This is a genomic window from Hymenobacter saemangeumensis, from assembly GCF_039541835.1.
GTDB lineage: Bacteria > Bacteroidota > Bacteroidia > Cytophagales > Hymenobacteraceae > Hymenobacter > Hymenobacter saemangeumensis.
In genome coordinates this window covers 21307-35553 of record NZ_BAABGZ010000061.1, presented here as the reverse complement: position 1 = coordinate 35553, position 14247 = coordinate 21307, and the positions used below count along the sequence as shown (strand labels likewise).

At 62.5% G+C, this 14247-nt stretch carries 12 protein-coding genes; 9 read left to right on the top strand and 3 right to left on the bottom strand.

The window, feature by feature from the left end; genetic code table 11:
• Window positions 1-321: 321 nt before the first annotated feature.
• The 7 genes from ABD919_RS14825 to ABD919_RS14795 all read left to right on the top strand — a co-directional run bounded on the left by ABD919_RS14825 (window position 322) and on the right by ABD919_RS14795 (window position 8627).
• Complete coding sequence (locus ABD919_RS14825; RefSeq protein ID WP_345236806.1) at window positions 322-960, top strand: DUF1684 domain-containing protein; 639 nt, start codon at window positions 322-324, stop codon at window positions 958-960.
• Between the two features lie 208 nt (window positions 961-1168).
• Window positions 1169-3604 carry a phenylalanine--tRNA ligase subunit beta gene (pheT, locus tag ABD919_RS14820; protein ID WP_345236805.1) on the top strand — a complete coding sequence of 812 codons (2436 nt, stop codon included), beginning with the start codon at window positions 1169-1171 and terminating at the stop codon, window positions 3602-3604.
• Window positions 3605-3805: 201 nt separating this feature from the next.
• Window positions 3806-4102: a hypothetical protein gene (locus ABD919_RS14815; protein WP_345236804.1), complete on the top strand. Its 297-nt coding sequence runs from the start codon at window positions 3806-3808 to the stop codon at window positions 4100-4102.
• 38 nt (window positions 4103-4140) lie between these two features.
• Complete coding sequence (locus ABD919_RS14810) at window positions 4141-4434, top strand: cell division protein ZapA (protein WP_345236803.1); 294 nt, start codon at window positions 4141-4143, stop codon at window positions 4432-4434.
• Between the two features lie 124 nt (window positions 4435-4558).
• The gene (rny, locus tag ABD919_RS14805) at window positions 4559-6247 is read left to right on the top strand and encodes a ribonuclease Y (protein WP_345236802.1); all 1689 of its coding nucleotides are present in this window, start codon (window positions 4559-4561) and stop codon (window positions 6245-6247) included.
• Window positions 6248-6564: 317 nt separating this feature from the next.
• Window positions 6565-7248, top strand: coding sequence for a hypothetical protein (locus ABD919_RS14800; protein WP_345236801.1), 684 nt, complete (start codon window positions 6565-6567; stop codon window positions 7246-7248).
• 146 nt (window positions 7249-7394) lie between these two features.
• Entirely contained in the window at window positions 7395-8627 is a 1233-nt protein-coding gene (locus tag ABD919_RS14795) for a pyridoxal phosphate-dependent aminotransferase (protein ID WP_345236800.1), read from the top strand.
• A gap of 60 nt (window positions 8628-8687) precedes the next feature.
• On the opposite strand, the gene ABD919_RS14790 is transcribed toward ABD919_RS14795, so the two are convergent.
• Complete coding sequence (locus tag ABD919_RS14790; RefSeq protein ID WP_345236799.1) at window positions 8688-9059, bottom strand: hypothetical protein; 372 nt, start codon at window positions 9057-9059, stop codon at window positions 8688-8690.
• 136 nt (window positions 9060-9195) lie between these two features.
• Between ABD919_RS14790 and ABD919_RS14785 the strand changes: the two genes are divergently transcribed.
• Both ABD919_RS14785 and ABD919_RS14780 read left to right on the top strand, forming a co-directional pair.
• On the top strand, window positions 9196-10047 hold the full coding sequence (locus ABD919_RS14785; protein ID WP_345236798.1) for a helix-turn-helix domain-containing protein: 852 nt from the start codon (window positions 9196-9198) through the stop codon (window positions 10045-10047).
• Between the two features lie 88 nt (window positions 10048-10135).
• The gene (locus tag ABD919_RS14780; protein ID WP_345236797.1) at window positions 10136-10804 is read left to right on the top strand and encodes a cytochrome b/b6 domain-containing protein; all 669 of its coding nucleotides are present in this window, start codon (window positions 10136-10138) and stop codon (window positions 10802-10804) included.
• A gap of 292 nt (window positions 10805-11096) precedes the next feature.
• Here ABD919_RS14780 and ABD919_RS14775 read toward each other — a convergent pair whose 3' ends face one another.
• Together ABD919_RS14775 and ABD919_RS14770 are read right to left on the bottom strand one after the other, a co-directional pair.
• Window positions 11097-13442 (bottom strand): M1 family metallopeptidase, encoded by a 2346-nt coding sequence (locus ABD919_RS14775; protein ID WP_345236796.1) that lies wholly within the window; start codon window positions 13440-13442, stop codon window positions 11097-11099.
• Between the two features lie 171 nt (window positions 13443-13613).
• Window positions 13614-14207: a HupE/UreJ family protein gene (locus ABD919_RS14770; RefSeq protein WP_345236795.1), complete on the bottom strand. Its 594-nt coding sequence runs from the start codon at window positions 14205-14207 to the stop codon at window positions 13614-13616.
• Between the last annotated feature and the right edge of the window lie 40 nt (window positions 14208-14247).

Below are 14247 nucleotides of genomic sequence, written 5' to 3'. Positions count from 1 at the left end.
ATGCACCGAAGCGCCAACTCGGGCGCTTGCCAAGTGGCTACTCAGCAATAGAACAATTTAAGCCGAGTTCTGCAACAGCCACCTATGTTTACCGAAACCGCTGCCCGCCTGCGTGTGACCAACAGCAGAAATCCTTACACGAACGCCAGATTTGCTGCTTCAATCAGCAGCGCCTATCTATGCCATTGCCTGCAGCCTTGGAGCTGATGCATCAATTCCTGCTGCTGGCCTGCCCCCACCAGCTGGCCCCGCTGCTACCCGCCACCAGCAGCGGCTACGGTAACTTGCGCCGGTCAACCCCACTCCCTGCCACTCACCGCCGTGCTTAAGAAACTACTGCTTGCTGCCGCCGTTCTCGGCATTGTTCTCTACTTCGTCAGTGCCCAGCTGCAGGCGAATAATGCCGAAACTGAGGCCTACCGCACCCGCATCAGGCAGCAGCGCCGGGAGAAAAACCGCAACTTCCGCCTCTCGCCTGAGTCGCCCCTGAGCGTGGAGCAGCGCCAGCGCTTCGACAGCCTGAAGTACTACCCCCTGAACCGCGACTGGCGGGTAACCCAGGCCCGGCTGCAGCGCTTCGCCCTGCCCACCACCGTGAAGCTCACCATGAGCGACGGCAAGCAGGAAGCCTACCGCCGCTACGGGCAGGTGACCTTCACCGGCACCGGCGAAGCCGTAAGCCAGGCTTTCACCTTAACGCTGTTTCAGCGGCTGGCCGGTACCGACTCCACCCTGTTTGTGCCCTTCACCGACCTCAGCAATGGCCGCGAAACCTACGGCGGCGGCCGCTACCTCGATGTGGCCCTGCCCGCGGCCGAGGCAAAGCTGATGGAGCTCGACTTCAACCAGGCCTACAACCCCTACTGCGCCTACAACGACGGCTACAGCTGCCCGGTGCCGCCCGTCGAGAACCGCCTGCAGGTGGCCATTCCGGCGGGGGAAAAGGCCTTCCATGAGTAAGCTCATCCCTGTGCTGCTATAGCTTTCGTGGTTTGTAGCAAGGGCTGGGCCGTAAGAAAACAGTTGCCCAAGCCAACACATAGCTGTTGGCAGGCCGCTGCTTCGCGGAAAGCGGGCTGCGGAATGGCAGCCGGCCCATCGGGTAGGGTTTCCGCCCCTGCGTACCTTTGCCGGCTGATAACCGATACCGGACAAGGTCCTCCCGCTCATGCGCATCTCATTCGACTGGCTTAAAACTCTTATTCCCACCGACAAACCTGCCGCCGAAATCGGCATCCTGCTCACCGGCTCCGGCCTGGAGGTGGAAGGGCTGGAAGAGCTGGAAAGCATTCCCGGCGGCCTGCGCGGCGTGGTGCTGGGCACGGTGCTCAGCTGCGAGCGCCACCCCGACGCCGACAAGCTCAGCCTGACCACGGTGGCCGTGGGCGACGACACGCCCCGGCAGATTGTGTGCGGCGCCCCCAACGTGGCCGCCGGCCAGCGCGTGGTGGTGGCCCTGGAGGGCGCCACGCTCTACCCCAGCCAGGGCGAGCCGTTCAAAATCAAGAAAAGCAAGATTCGCGGCGCTGCCTCCGAAGGCATGATTTGCGCCGAGGACGAAATCGGCCTGGGGGCCTCCCACGCCGGCATCATGGTACTGGATACCGCGCTGCCCGACGGCACGCCCGCCGCCGACTACTTCGGCCTGGGCTCCGACACCGTCATTGAAATTGGCCTTACGCCCAACCGGGCCGACGCGGCCTCCCACTACGGCGTGGCCCGCGAGCTGCGCGCCCTGCTGCGCCAGCCCTGCCAGCTGCCCGACCTGAGCGCCTTCCAGGCGCCCGCCAGCGCGGAAGCCAACGTGGCCGTGACCATCGAGGACGAAACGGCCTGCCCCCGCTACGCCGGCCTGCTCCTGGATAACGTGCAGGTGGGCCCCTCGCCCGAGTGGCTGCAGCGCCGCCTGCGCAGCATCGGCCTCTCTCCTATTAACAATGTCGTCGACGTCACCAACTTCGTGCTGCACGAGCTGGGCCAGCCCCTGCACGCCTTCGACGCCGACCAGATTGCCGGCCAGCACATCCGCGTGAAGCGGGCCGGCGAAGGCGAGAAGTTCACGACCCTCGACGGCGTGGAGCGCAGCCTGAAAGCTACCGACCTGGTTATTGCCGATGCCCACGGCCAGCCCCTGGCCCTGGCCGGCGTGTTCGGCGGCAAAACCTCCGGCGTGAGCGAATCTACCACCCGCGTCTTCTTGGAAAGTGCCTACTTCCAGCCGGCTGCCGTGCGCAAAACCTCCCAGGTGCACGGCCTCAAAACCGACGCCTCCTTCCGCTTCGAGCGCGGCACCGACCCCAACATGGTGCCCACAGGCCTGATGCGGGCCGCCCTGCTGCTGCAGGAAGTGGCCGGCGCCCGCGTGGCGGCTCCGGTCGTCGACGTATACCCCACGCCCATTGAGCCGGCCACGGTGCGACTGCGCCTGCCCCGCGTGGAGCGCCTGGTGGGCCAGCACATTGCCCCCGAGCGCATTCACCAGATTCTCACCGACCTGGGCATCAGCATTCAGGAAGAAAACCCGGACCTGGGCGACCAGGACACCTGGCTGCTGAGCGTGCCCGCCTACAAGGTGGACGTGGCCCGCGAGGCCGACGTGATTGAGGAAATCCTGCGCATCTACGGCTACAACAACGTAGTGCTGCGCCCCCACAACTCGGCCTCCTACCTGGCCACCTTCCCCAACCCCGACCCCGAAGTCATTCGCCTGAAAGTGGCCTCGCTGCTCAGCGGGCAGGGCTACTCCGAGATTATCACCAACTCGGTCACGAACTCCGTTTACTTTGAGAAGGGCGAGGAGAAAAACCCCGGCCTAGTGCGCATCCTCAACTACAACAGCGCCGAGCTGAACGTAATGCGCCCCACGCTGCTGCACTCCGGCCTGGAAACCATCCGCTACAACCTCAACCGCCGGCAGCGCGACCTCAGGCTCTACGAGTTCGGCCGCACCTACGCCCGCACGGAAGGCGGCAAGTACAAGGAGAAAACCAGCCTGGTGCTCTACCTCACCGGCAACGCCAGCGCCGAGACCTGGCAGCATAAGTCGGAGAAGGCTGCCTTCCACGACCTGGCCGGGGCCGTGCAGCAGGTAATTGCCGCCCTCAACCTGGGCCAGCCCGCCGTGCAGCCGGTGCAGCACCAGTACCTGGCCGGCGGCCTCACCCTGCTGGTGCACAACCAGCCCGTGGCCCAGCTGGGGGCCGTGTCGCCATCGGTGCTCAAGCAGCTGGATGTAAGCCAGCCCGTGTGGTACGCCGAGCTCGACTGGGACGCCCTGGTGAAGAAGTACAAGCCCACGCTGGTCGCCCGCGAGCTGCCCAAGTTCCCCGAGGTGCGCCGCGACCTGAGCCTGGTGGTCGACCGCAGCGTCACCTTCGACCAGCTGCAGCAGATAGCCCGGCGCACCGAGAAGAAGCTGCTGCAGAGCATCAACGTGTTCGACGTGTACGAGGGCGAAAACCTCGGCGCTGGCAAGAAGTCCTACTCGGTGAGCTTCACCCTGCAGGATTTCACCCAGACGCTGAGCGAGCAGGCCATCGACCAGGTGATGCAGAAGCTCATCGCCCAGTTCGAAAAGCAGGCCGGCGCGCTTATTCGGAAGTAAGTAAAATACAGGACGTCATGCTGAGCACAGCGCAGCGCAGGCTAAGCATCTTGCCCGCAGCAGTAACTCATCCGATTGAATTACTCCCCTGGTAAGATGCTTCACTACGCTCAGCATGACGTTCCTTTTGCACTGTCCAGCTAAGCCCTACAACCAGAAACGGGCAGCGCCCCCTACCTTGCACGAAAAAATATCTTCCACGTGGCCTCTTCACAACAGCTCGCCCAACTCGACCGCCTGGAGCGGCAGGTGACCACCTTAGTGGCTGCCTATCAGCAATTGCGCGAGGAGCTGGCCGATGCCAACACTACGGTGCAGCAATTGCGGGCCGACGTGCGGGAGCGGGACCGGCAGCTGAAAGAGCGACAAAACCAGGAAAATATTGTTAAACTTGTGCAAACCATAGCTGGAGAACCCACCCACGCCAACGAGCTTAAACACCGCCTGAACGAATACATCCGCGAACTGGATAAATGCCTTGCCTATTTGAGGGAATAAACTAAACCCCTGATATAATTTGTCTTAACAACCGCCGAATGACTGAGCTGTCCATCAAAATCCGCATCGCCGACCGCGACTATCCCATGCGCGTATCCGTGCAGGATGAGGAGCGTCTGCGCCTGGCCGGACGCATGTTGGGCGAGAAGCTGCGCGAGTTCCGGGAAGGCTACGGCATCCAGGACAAACAAGACCTACTGGCCATGATTGCGCTGGCAACCATGGCTGACCAGTTGAAAGTAAGCAAAGAAAAAGACGGCACCGACGCGGCTCTGACCGAGCGGCTGGCCCGGCTCGACGAGTTGCTCTCAGGCGTGGTGCTGGCGGCGTAAAGCGGCCCGCACCACCACTCTTTGGCCCGGCTGCGGGGCCCCGGCAACCGGCCGGGCCGCCGCCCGGCAGGGACAGTTCCGATAGTTATGGTTTTTAGAACCCATTCTTAAACCATTAACATTCATGTCCGATATCATTTTGTACTGTTTGCTGACGGCGTTGGCTGCCCTGGGGGTAGGCTTCGTAGTCGGTAAGCAGCTGGCCGGCAAAGCCCGGCAAGACCATGAGGGCGAGGCGCAGGCCCGCGCTCAACAAATCCTCCGCGACGCGGAGGAGAAAGGCAACCGCCTCCGCGATGAAAAAATCCGGCAGGCCGACGAGCGACTGGAACAGTCGAAAAACAAGTTCAAGAACCTGCGCAACGAGTTTGAGCAGGAAAGCCGCCGCCTCAAGCAGGCCCTCGACCAGGAGCTCTCCGAACGCCGCCAGGGCGTGATGGAGCAGGAGCAAAGCATCAAGCTGCTCACCGAAACCACCCAGCGCCAGCTCGAGCAGCTGCAGAAAAAGGAAGCCGACCTGGAGCGGCAGCGCGAGAAAAACCAGACCGACACCCAGCAGCTGCGCGACAAGCTCGAAAACCAGGCCGAAAAGCGCCGCGTCGACCACGAGGCCGCTCTGGCCGAGCTTGAAGCCCGGCAGAAGGAAGCCGACGAGCAGCTGCACGCCGTGCAGCGCCAGCTCGAAACCATTGCCAACCTGACCGCCGCCGAAGCCCGCGAGCAGCTGGTGGAGTCGCTTAAGAACGAGGCCCAGATTCAGGCCAGCTCCTACATCAAGGACACCGTGGCCCAGGCCCGCCTCACGGCTACCAAGGACGCCAAGAAGATTGTGCTGGAAACCATTCAGCGCACCGCCTCGGAACACGCCATCGAAAACTGCGTGTCGGTGTTCAACATTGAGAGCGACGACGTTAAAGGTAAAATCATCGGCCGCGAAGGCCGCAACATCCGCGCCCTGGAAGCTGCTACCGGCGTGGAAATCATCGTCGACGATACGCCCGAGGCCATTATCATCTCGGGCTTCGACCCGGTGCGCCGCGAAATTGCCCGCCTCTCCCTGCACCTGCTGGTGAAGGACGGCCGCATTCACCCCGCCCGCGTGGAGGAAATCGTAGCCAAGACCCGCAAGAACATCGAGGAGGAAATCGTCGAAATCGGCGAGAAAACCATCATCGACCTGGGCATTCACGGCCTGCACCCCGAGCTGATTAAGATGGTGGGCCGCATGCGCTTCCGCTCCTCCTACGGGCAGAACCTGCTGCAGCACAGCCGCGAAGTGGCCAACCTCTGCGCCACCATGGCCGCCGAGATGGGCCTCGACGTGAAGAAAGCCAAGCGCGCCGGCCTGCTCCACGACATCGGCAAGGTGAGCACCGAGGAGCCCGAGCTGCCCCACGCCATCCTGGGCATGGAGATGGCCAAAAAGTGGAAAGAGCACCCCGACGTGGTAAACGCCATCGGCGCCCACCACGACGAGATTGAGATGACGGCCATGATTTCGCCGCTGGTACAAGCCTGCGACGCCATCTCGGGCTCGCGCCCCGGCGCCCGCCGCGAGATGATGGAAAGCTACATCAAGCGCCTTAAGCAGCTGGAGGAAACGGCCAACAACTTCAAGGGCGTAAACCAGTGCTTCGCCATTCAGGCCGGCCGCGAGCTGCGCGTGATGGTGGATGCCGAGAACGTGACCGACGAGCGCGCCGCCGAGCTGAGCTTCGAAATCTCGCAGAAGATTGAGAAGGAGATGCAGTACCCCGGCCAGATTAAAATCACCGTAATCCGCGAGATGCGGGCGGTGGCTTACGCCAAGTAAGCCGGTTTACCTACCAGGCAGAAAAGGCCGCCGCGACTTAGTCGTGGCGGCCTTTTTCATTGCAATTCAGCCACTACAAAAAGTCTGTTCATACAGCGAAGAATGCCAGACTAACTAATCTTCAATCAACTTCTTAATTCTTTAAACATGAGTCAGAACTCCTGTTTCAGAAGTCTGCAGATTCCACAAATGGCATTGTGCAGCGTATGGCCGCGGTGAGTACTTCGTGCCATAACTCCGCACCACGTATGAAACTTCACCTTGCCTCCGCGCTTCTTACTGCTGCTTCACTCACGAGCTGCACCGTTTACGCTCCCATGCAGCCCCATTTGACGTCTATCCGCGAACAGGGCGAAGCCGAGTTCAAGGCCAGCCTGCAGCCGGCTACCCTCCGCACCCAGGCTTCGGTTACCTACTCGCCGGCCAGGCACATGCTGGTCGCGGTAGCGGGCAGCTGGCGGCCGGATTTAGACGTTGCGGGCGACTCCTCCATGTTCCGCGCCAGCACGGCCGAAGTGGGCGTGGGTGGCTACTGGCCCCTGAATGAGCGCTGGACACTGCAGGGAATAGGCGGCTTTGGCTGGGGCAACACCGCCCGCAACGTGAGTAGTGGCGGGTTGATTTTCTCCCAGACCAATGATTACTACGCCCGCTACGGCACTATGTTTGGCCAGGGCGGCTTGATGTACAGCAGCCACCGGCGCTTTAAGCTCGGCTTTGGCTACCGCCTTACCCGGGTAAGCTTCGAGGAGCTGCGCGGCAGCTACTACGAGCTGCCCAACGAGGCCCACTTCCGGCATGAGCCGTTCATATCAATGCGAATTGAGCTCGGCCAGCAGCCCGTGCGCCGCTGGCAGCTGGAAGCCAGCGCGGCCTTGTCGGTTGACACGGAAGCCAACACGGCCAGGGACTATGGCTATTATTCCGACCCTAACCGAAATGGCGCAGCCCTGTTGGGAGTAGGAGTGGTGTACCTGTTGCGCCCGAAGGCCGGCAAGTAGCCGGCAGCGCTGTGAGCCGCACCAGGGCTTTCGTCAAGTAAAGCGACTGGTATACTTGATATTGGCAACGCCTCCGCAACCGTCATTGTATAGGCGTTGTCATTTTATGCAACAGGGAAGCGGCGGCCTTGCGTAACTTTGTGTACATGTTGGAAATATCACAGCGGGGGCAAGCCATGCCGGTTTCGCCCTTCCGCAAGCTGGCGCCTTACGCGGAGGCCGCCCGGCTGGCGGGCAAGAAAGTCTACCCCCTCAACATCGGCCAGCCCGATATTCAAACCCCGCCGCAGCTCCTGGAGGCCCTGCGCCAGGCCGACATTAAAGTACTGGGCTACAGCCACGGCGCGGGCACCGAGAGCTACCGCCGCAAGCTGGCCGCGTACTACCAGCAGGCCGGCATTCCGGCCACGATGGACGACATCATCGTGACCACCGCCGGCAGCGAGGCCATCCTGTTTGCGCTGCTCACCTGCCTCAATCCCGGCGACGAGCTGGTGGTGCCCGAGCCGTTCTATGGCACCTACACCGCCTTTGCCATTGCGGCCGGCGTTAGCATCGTGCCCATCACGGCGCGCATCGAGGACGGCTTTGCCCTGCCCCCACTGGCCGACTTTGAGCGGGTGCTGACCCCCCGCACCCGCGCCATCCTGCTGTGCAACCCCAGCAACCCCACGGGCTACGTGTACCGCCGCGACGAGCTGCAGGCCCTGCTGGGCCTGTGCCAGCAGCACGGCCTCTACCTGCTGTCGGACGAAGCCTACCGCGAGTTCTGCTACGACGGGGCCACGGCCACCAGCGCCCTGACCCTGCCCGGCGGCGAGCAGCACGTAGTGGTGCTGGATACCATCTCCAAGCGCTACAGTGCCTGCGGGGCCCGCGTGGGCGCCCTGCTCACTAAAAACCAGGCAGTGTACGCGGCAGCCTTCCGCTTTGCCCAGATGCGCATCAGCCCGCCCGGCCTGGGCATGCTGCTGGGCGAAGCCGCCGCCGAGCTGCCCCCCTCCTACTTCGACGAAACCAAGGCCGAGTACCAGGCCCGCCGCGACCTGACCGTGCGCCGCCTGCGCGCCATGCCGGGCGTGAGCTGCCCCGTGCCGGGCGGGGCCTTCTACGTGATGGCCCGTCTGCCCGTCGACGATGCCGAAGCCTTTGGCCAGTGGCTGCTGCAGGAGTTCAGCTACCAGGGCCAAACGCTGATGCTCTCCCCGGCCAACGGCTTCTACCAGACCCCGGGCCTGGGCCGGCAGGAAGTGCGCCTGGCCTACGTGCTCAACCAAGCCGACCTGGACGCCGCCCTGACCTGCCTGGCCGAGGCCCTGCAAGTGTACCCGGGCCGGGTGGTGCCGCAAGAGCGGGTAGTAGAGCTGGAGCAGGCCTGAGCGGCCGGGCGGGGCCTGCCCGGCCGTTGGCTAGCACGGGGCGCATAATCAGCTGATTTTTCACGGCTGGGCCAGCACTTGCTCCCGCTCCTGCAGCCAGCAAAACGCGCTGTACTGACCGGGGCTGAGCACGCGCAACAGGCCCTGGTGGTAACGATGCTGTATTGCCTCCTTTGGCGCCCCAGCCGGGGCTGCGGCCAAGTCGAGCAGGTAAGCTTCGGTGCACTGGGCCACCGCCTCGCGTTGCGCGGGCTGCAGCTGCAGGGCGTAGGTCAGGTAATTGGTATAGCTGTGCGCCTGCCGCCGCAGCGAGTCGATGTGGGTGCGGGGGCTTTTGCTGGGACGTGGGCGGCCGCTCATCTCGCGGGCAGCCACCGGGGTGCTGCTCAGCAGGCCCCCGGCCAGCAGGCAGTAGTAGAGTAGATGGTTCATAGGGATAAGGAAGTGGTGTTTCCAAATTTCCTGATTCGCTGGCCGGGCTACCACTACTGGGTTAGCCAAAACTGGTGCTGTATTGACCGTGCTGCTACCTTGCCTTACCAATTGGCCATGGCAGTGTTATTACCGCATGAAGCTTCAGTATGAAACCGTGCAGGCCTCGCCTGACAGCTCCTTTACCCTGCTGCACTACACCCAGGTTCAGCAGGGCGGCCTGCTCTGGCACTACCACCCCGAGTACGAGCTGGTGTACATCCCGGAGGGCAGCGGCCGCCGCCACATCGGCCAGCACCGCTCCCGCTTCGAAGACGGCGAGCTGGTGCTTATCGGTCCCAACCTGCCCCACCTGAGCTTTAGCTTTGGGCAGCAGGGCGCCTTCGAGGAGATTGTAGTGCAGCTGCGGGCCGACTTTCTGGGGGCCGACTTCTGGCAGCGCCCCGAGCTGGGCGCCATTCAGCAGCTGCTGCTACGCTCGCACCAGGGCCTGAGCTTCGGGCCGGCTACGCGGGCCAGCGTCGGCGCTGCGCTGCGCCGCCTGCTCAGCCACCCACCTTTGCCGCGCCTGCTCACCTTGCTGGAGGTGCTGGGGCAGCTGGCCCAGGCCGGCGATGCCCAGCTGCTGAATGCCAGCCGCCTCCACCTGAACGGCCAGGAGCAGCAGCGCCTGAGCCGGGTGTACGACTACCTGCGCCAGCACTTCCGCCGGCCCATCGACGTGCAGGCCGTAGCCGCAGCCGCCAACCTGTCGGTACCCGCCTTCTGCCGCTACTTCAAGAAAACCACCCGGCTCACGCTTACCGAGTTTTTGCAGGAAAACCGCGTCAACCACGCCTGCAGCCTGCTGCTCGACCCCGACCGCCCCATCACGGAGGTGTGCTACGAAAGCGGCTTCAACAACCTGTCGCACTTCAACAAAACCTTCCGCAAGCACATCGGGCTAAGCCCCAGCGACTACCGCCGGCAGAAAGCATCGAATTCCTGATGCCGGCCCCTGGCTTACCTTTGGCCCCCTGTTCCAAGCGGCTGCCTGGCTTAGCCGCCATACGGCTCTTTCCCTGCTTTTTCCCTGCATGACTCCCGACAGCGCTACGCTTCCCACCCCGACTACCAAAGACTATTCAGCTGCCATGCGGCTCTGGCACTGGGCCAACTGGCTGCTGGTGAGTGCCCAGCTTATCACCATCCTGTTTCAGCGGGTGATTGTAAAGGCAAAAACGGCGGTACCCGAGTACCAGGAGCTCATGAGCCGCGAAGGCATCAGCCTGAGCGAGAAGCAGGCCCGCTCCCTTACCCGCGTCATCAGCGAGCGAATCTGGGACTGGCACGTGTACATCGGCCTGGCCCTGGCCGGCCTCTGGCTGCTGCGCCTGCTACTGGAGCTGCGCGGCCCTTCGCCCCGACGCTTCGGTGCCCGGCTAACGGCCGCCCTGCGCCGCTACCGCCTGGCGCCCCCGGCCCGCGGCGAAAACGCCGGCCGCAACCTGTTTTCCCTGCTTACCTACCTGCTGTTTTACATCATGCTGGCCGTTATTGCCCTCACGGGCCTGGGCCTCACCTACCACCACGACTTCGAGTGGCTGGACCGCATCGAGCACGACCTGGAGGAGATACACAACGCCACCATGTATGGCATCATCGCCTTTTTCGTGGTACACCTGGTGGGCGTGGTCTGGGCCGAGCTGACCTCGGAAAAAGGGCTGGTCTCGCGCATGATTAGCGGAAGCCAGGAACGGGAGTAGTTGGTGACCTTAATTGATGTGGTGCCACGAACCGAAGGTCAGCGCAGCTAATTCCGCGCAGCGGTTCGTGGCACCACTAATTCATGTTACTACTATACTTGGTGTCACGAATTCATGGCATTGCAAATTTTTAGCACAAGCGGGCTTGTTCTGACAGTACTGATACCACGAACCCCTTCGGGGAATAGCTGCGCTAACCTTCGGTTCGTGGCACCACGCCTGAATAAGCTGGTCTTATATGTAAAAAAGCGGCCCTCACGAGCCGCTTTTTCTGTTTCAACGCATCACCAAGCTACTTCGGTGTATTCGTTCCCTGCTGCTTGGCCTTCTGCATGGGGTTCTGGCTCTGGCGGGAGTTGTTGCCAAAGCCCTGCTGCTCGAACAGCTCGAAGCGGGAGGGCGCGGGCTGGCGGGGGAAGGCGTTGTTGCTCAGGTCGGTGTCGGCCGTCTGCAGGTAGGGGTCGAGCAGGAAGCTGATGACGGGCTTCTGAGTGGCAATGACCTTGGTGACGTGCTCGTTGTTTTTGCGCCAGATTTCGGCCGGGATGTTCTGGATTTCCTGGCTGCCGTCGTCGTAGGTGATTTGCAGGACGATGGGCATCACCAGGCCGCCCACGTTGCGGAAGCTCAGCTCGTAGAAGTTGAGGTTGTCGCTGAGGCGCTGCTGCTGCTGGGGCGTGAGGGTTTTGAGGTAGCTGAAGTACTCGGCCTTGTCGGCCTCGCTCACGGCCAGCGGGTCGTAGGAATTGTAGAAGTCCTTGAGCTCGGGCTTCTCGTCCAGCAGTGTGCTTTTGATGTCGCGGGCGTTGCGCTGCTGCGAGAGCGTGAGCGGCTCGGCGGCCTGCTGCTTCTGGGCGCGGGCACTCTCCACGGCGGGGTTTTTGGTGTTCACGTTGTAGTACTTCACCGACTCCAGGGCCAGGTCGGAGCGGTCGACGGTGTAGAACCAGCCGCGCCAGAACCAGTCCAGGTCCACGGCCGAGGCATCTTCCATGGTGCGGAAGAAGTCGGCCGGCGTGGGGTGCTTGTAGGCCCAGCGCTGGGCGTAGGTTTTGAAGGCGTGGTCGAACAGCTCGCGGCCCATCACCGTTTCGCGCAGGATGTTGAGGGCCGTGGCGGGCTTGGCGTAGGCGTTGGGCCCAAACTGCAGCACCGACTCCGAGTTGGTCATGATGGGCGTCTGCAGGCTTTTGTCGGTGCGCATGTACTCCACAATGTTCTTGGGCTCGCCGCGCTGCGAGGGGTAGTCGCGCTGCCACTCCTGCTCGGTGAGGTATTGGCAGAAGGTATTGAGGCCCTCGTCCATCCAGCTCCACTGCCGCTCGTCGGAGTTGATAATCATGGGGAAGAAGTTGTGCCCCACTTCGTGAATAATCACGGAAATCATGCCGTACTTCCGCTGGGCCGAGTAGGTGCCGTCTTTCTCGGGGCGGCCGCCGTTAAAGCAAATCATGGGGTACTCCATGCCACCCACCGGGCCGTGCACCGAGATGGCCACGGGGTACTCGTAGGGAATGGTGTACTTGGAGTAGGTCTTGATGGTGTGGGCCACCACCTCGGTGGAGTACTGCCCCCACAGCGGGTTGCCTTCCTTGGGGTAGTAGCTCATGCACAGCACCGGCTTGCCGCTCTGCTTAATCTGCATGGCGTCCCAGATAAACTTGCGCGAGGAGGCCCAGGCGAAGTCGCGCACGTTTTTGGCCGCATACGTCCAGGTTTTGCTGCCTTTGGCGCGGCTGCTCTCGTTGCGCGTGGCCTCCTCCTGGGTTACGATGAGCACCGGCTTTTTGGCGTTTTTAGCCTGCTCCAGGCGCTTGAGCTGGGTGGCAGTGAGCACCTGCGCGGCGTTCTGCAGAGTGCCGGTGGCGCCCACCACGTGGTCGGCCGGCGCGGTGATGCTCACGCGGTAGTCGCCGAAGGGCAGGGTAAACTCGCCGTTGCCCAGAAACTGCTTATGCTGCCAGCCCTGGTTGTCGGAGTACACGGCCATGCGGGGGTAGAACTGCGCAATCTCGTAGAGGTAGTTCTTGTCGTCGGGGAAGAATTCGTAGCCGCTGCGCTGGTTGTACTTCAGCTGGTCGTTGATGTTGTAGTGCCAGCTGATGTTGAACGACACCTTCTGCTTGGGGCGCAGGGGCCGGGGCAAGTCCACCCGCATCATGGTGTAGTTGATGACGTAGGGCAGCTTCTTGCCATCGGCGCCGGTTACGGACTCAATCTTAAAGCCCCCGTCGAAGTCGTTGCGAATCAGGTGGTCGAGGGCCTGAAACGAAAACTTGTCGTTCTGAATTGAGCTCACCTGGGTGCTCGTGGTCATGGAGTTTTTGTCCATGATGTTTTGGTCGAGCTGAACCCAGAGGTAAGGCAGGGTATCGGGCGAGAGGTTGGTGTAGGTGATGGTTTCGCTGCCGCGAATGGCCTGCTTCTCGTCGTCCAGCGTCACCTTGATGGCGTAGTCGGCGCGCTGCTGCCAGTACTGCGGGCCGGGGGCCCCGCTGGCCGTGCGGTACACGTTGGGCGAGGGCAGGGTGGTTTCGAGCTGGGCAAACTTGTCGGTACCCGAGTTGGTAAGCTGGGCCAGGGCGGGCAGCTGCGCAGCGGCAGCCAGCACCAGGCCGGTAAATAAACGACGAATCATAAGGCAGTGAGATGGACTTTCCCGCGAAAGCGGGAGGGCAAAAGTCGCAGGAAATCCGGGATGGTTGCGGAAGGGCTAGTTAAAAGTTATAAGTGGAGAGTTAAAAGTTGAAATCGAAAGGCCATTTAACAATTAACGCTTCACTTTTAACTTACTACAGCCCGCTGCCTTTTAGCCCAGCAGCTGCACCAGCAGCAGGGCAGCAATGCCCAGCGCCGCGCCGCTTACCACCAGCACCCAGTCGCGCCGGGCCACGCGCAGGCCCCGCAGCACCAGAAAGCCCAGCACCAGAATACCGGCCACGATAAGCAGCTGCCCCACTTCCACGCCCAGGTTGAAGGCCAGCAGCTCCAGCACGGGGCGCCGGCCCCGGCCCAGCAGCTGGCTGAGGTAGTTGGAAAAGCCCAGGCCGTGAATCAGCCCGAAGCCTGTCGCCAGGGCGTTGGAAGCGGTAAACAGCATTGGCGCCCGCCGCGTGGGCTGCAGCCCGGCCCGGCTGATGTTGAAGACGGCCGTGGCCATGATGGTTAGCGGAATCAGGGCCTCAATAAGGGAGGTGTTTACACTGAGAATGCCCAGGGTGGCCAGGGCCAGGGTGAGCGAGTGACCCAGGGTGAAGCTCGTGACCAGGGCCAGCAGCCGGCGCCAGTCGGCCAGCACAAAGGGCGCGCACAAGGCCAGCAGGAAGGTCAGGTGGTCGGTGGCGCGCAGGTCGCAGATGTGCAGGAAGCCGACTTGAAAATAGGTACTGAACGCGGACGTCATGCCGCAAAGGTAAAGCAGCCGGTAAGCCTGTGACAGCTGC

What these genes read in the sequence shown, in the direction of transcription:
- pheT (WP_345236805.1), top strand. Translation starts at nt 1,169, where the DNA reads ATGCGCATCTCATTCGACTGGCTTAAAACTCTTATTCCCACCGACAAA.
- ABD919_RS14810 (WP_345236803.1), top strand. Translation starts at nt 4,141, where the DNA reads ATGACTGAGCTGTCCATCAAAATCCGCATCGCCGACCGCGACTATCCC.
- rny (WP_345236802.1), top strand. Translation starts at nt 4,559, where the DNA reads ATGTCCGATATCATTTTGTACTGTTTGCTGACGGCGTTGGCTGCCCTG.
- ABD919_RS14800 (WP_345236801.1), top strand. Translation starts at nt 6,565, where the DNA reads ATGCAGCCCCATTTGACGTCTATCCGCGAACAGGGCGAAGCCGAGTTC.
- ABD919_RS14795 (WP_345236800.1), top strand. Translation starts at nt 7,395, where the DNA reads ATGTTGGAAATATCACAGCGGGGGCAAGCCATGCCGGTTTCGCCCTTC.
- ABD919_RS14790 (WP_345236799.1), bottom strand. Translation starts at nt 9,059, where the DNA reads ATGAACCATCTACTCTACTACTGCCTGCTGGCCGGGGGCCTGCTGAGC.
- ABD919_RS14785 (WP_345236798.1), top strand. Translation starts at nt 9,196, where the DNA reads ATGAAGCTTCAGTATGAAACCGTGCAGGCCTCGCCTGACAGCTCCTTT.
- ABD919_RS14780 (WP_345236797.1), top strand. Translation starts at nt 10,136, where the DNA reads ATGACTCCCGACAGCGCTACGCTTCCCACCCCGACTACCAAAGACTAT.
- ABD919_RS14775 (WP_345236796.1), bottom strand. Translation starts at nt 13,442, where the DNA reads ATGATTCGTCGTTTATTTACCGGCCTGGTGCTGGCTGCCGCTGCGCAG.
- ABD919_RS14770 (WP_345236795.1), bottom strand. Translation starts at nt 14,207, where the DNA reads ATGACGTCCGCGTTCAGTACCTATTTTCAAGTCGGCTTCCTGCACATC.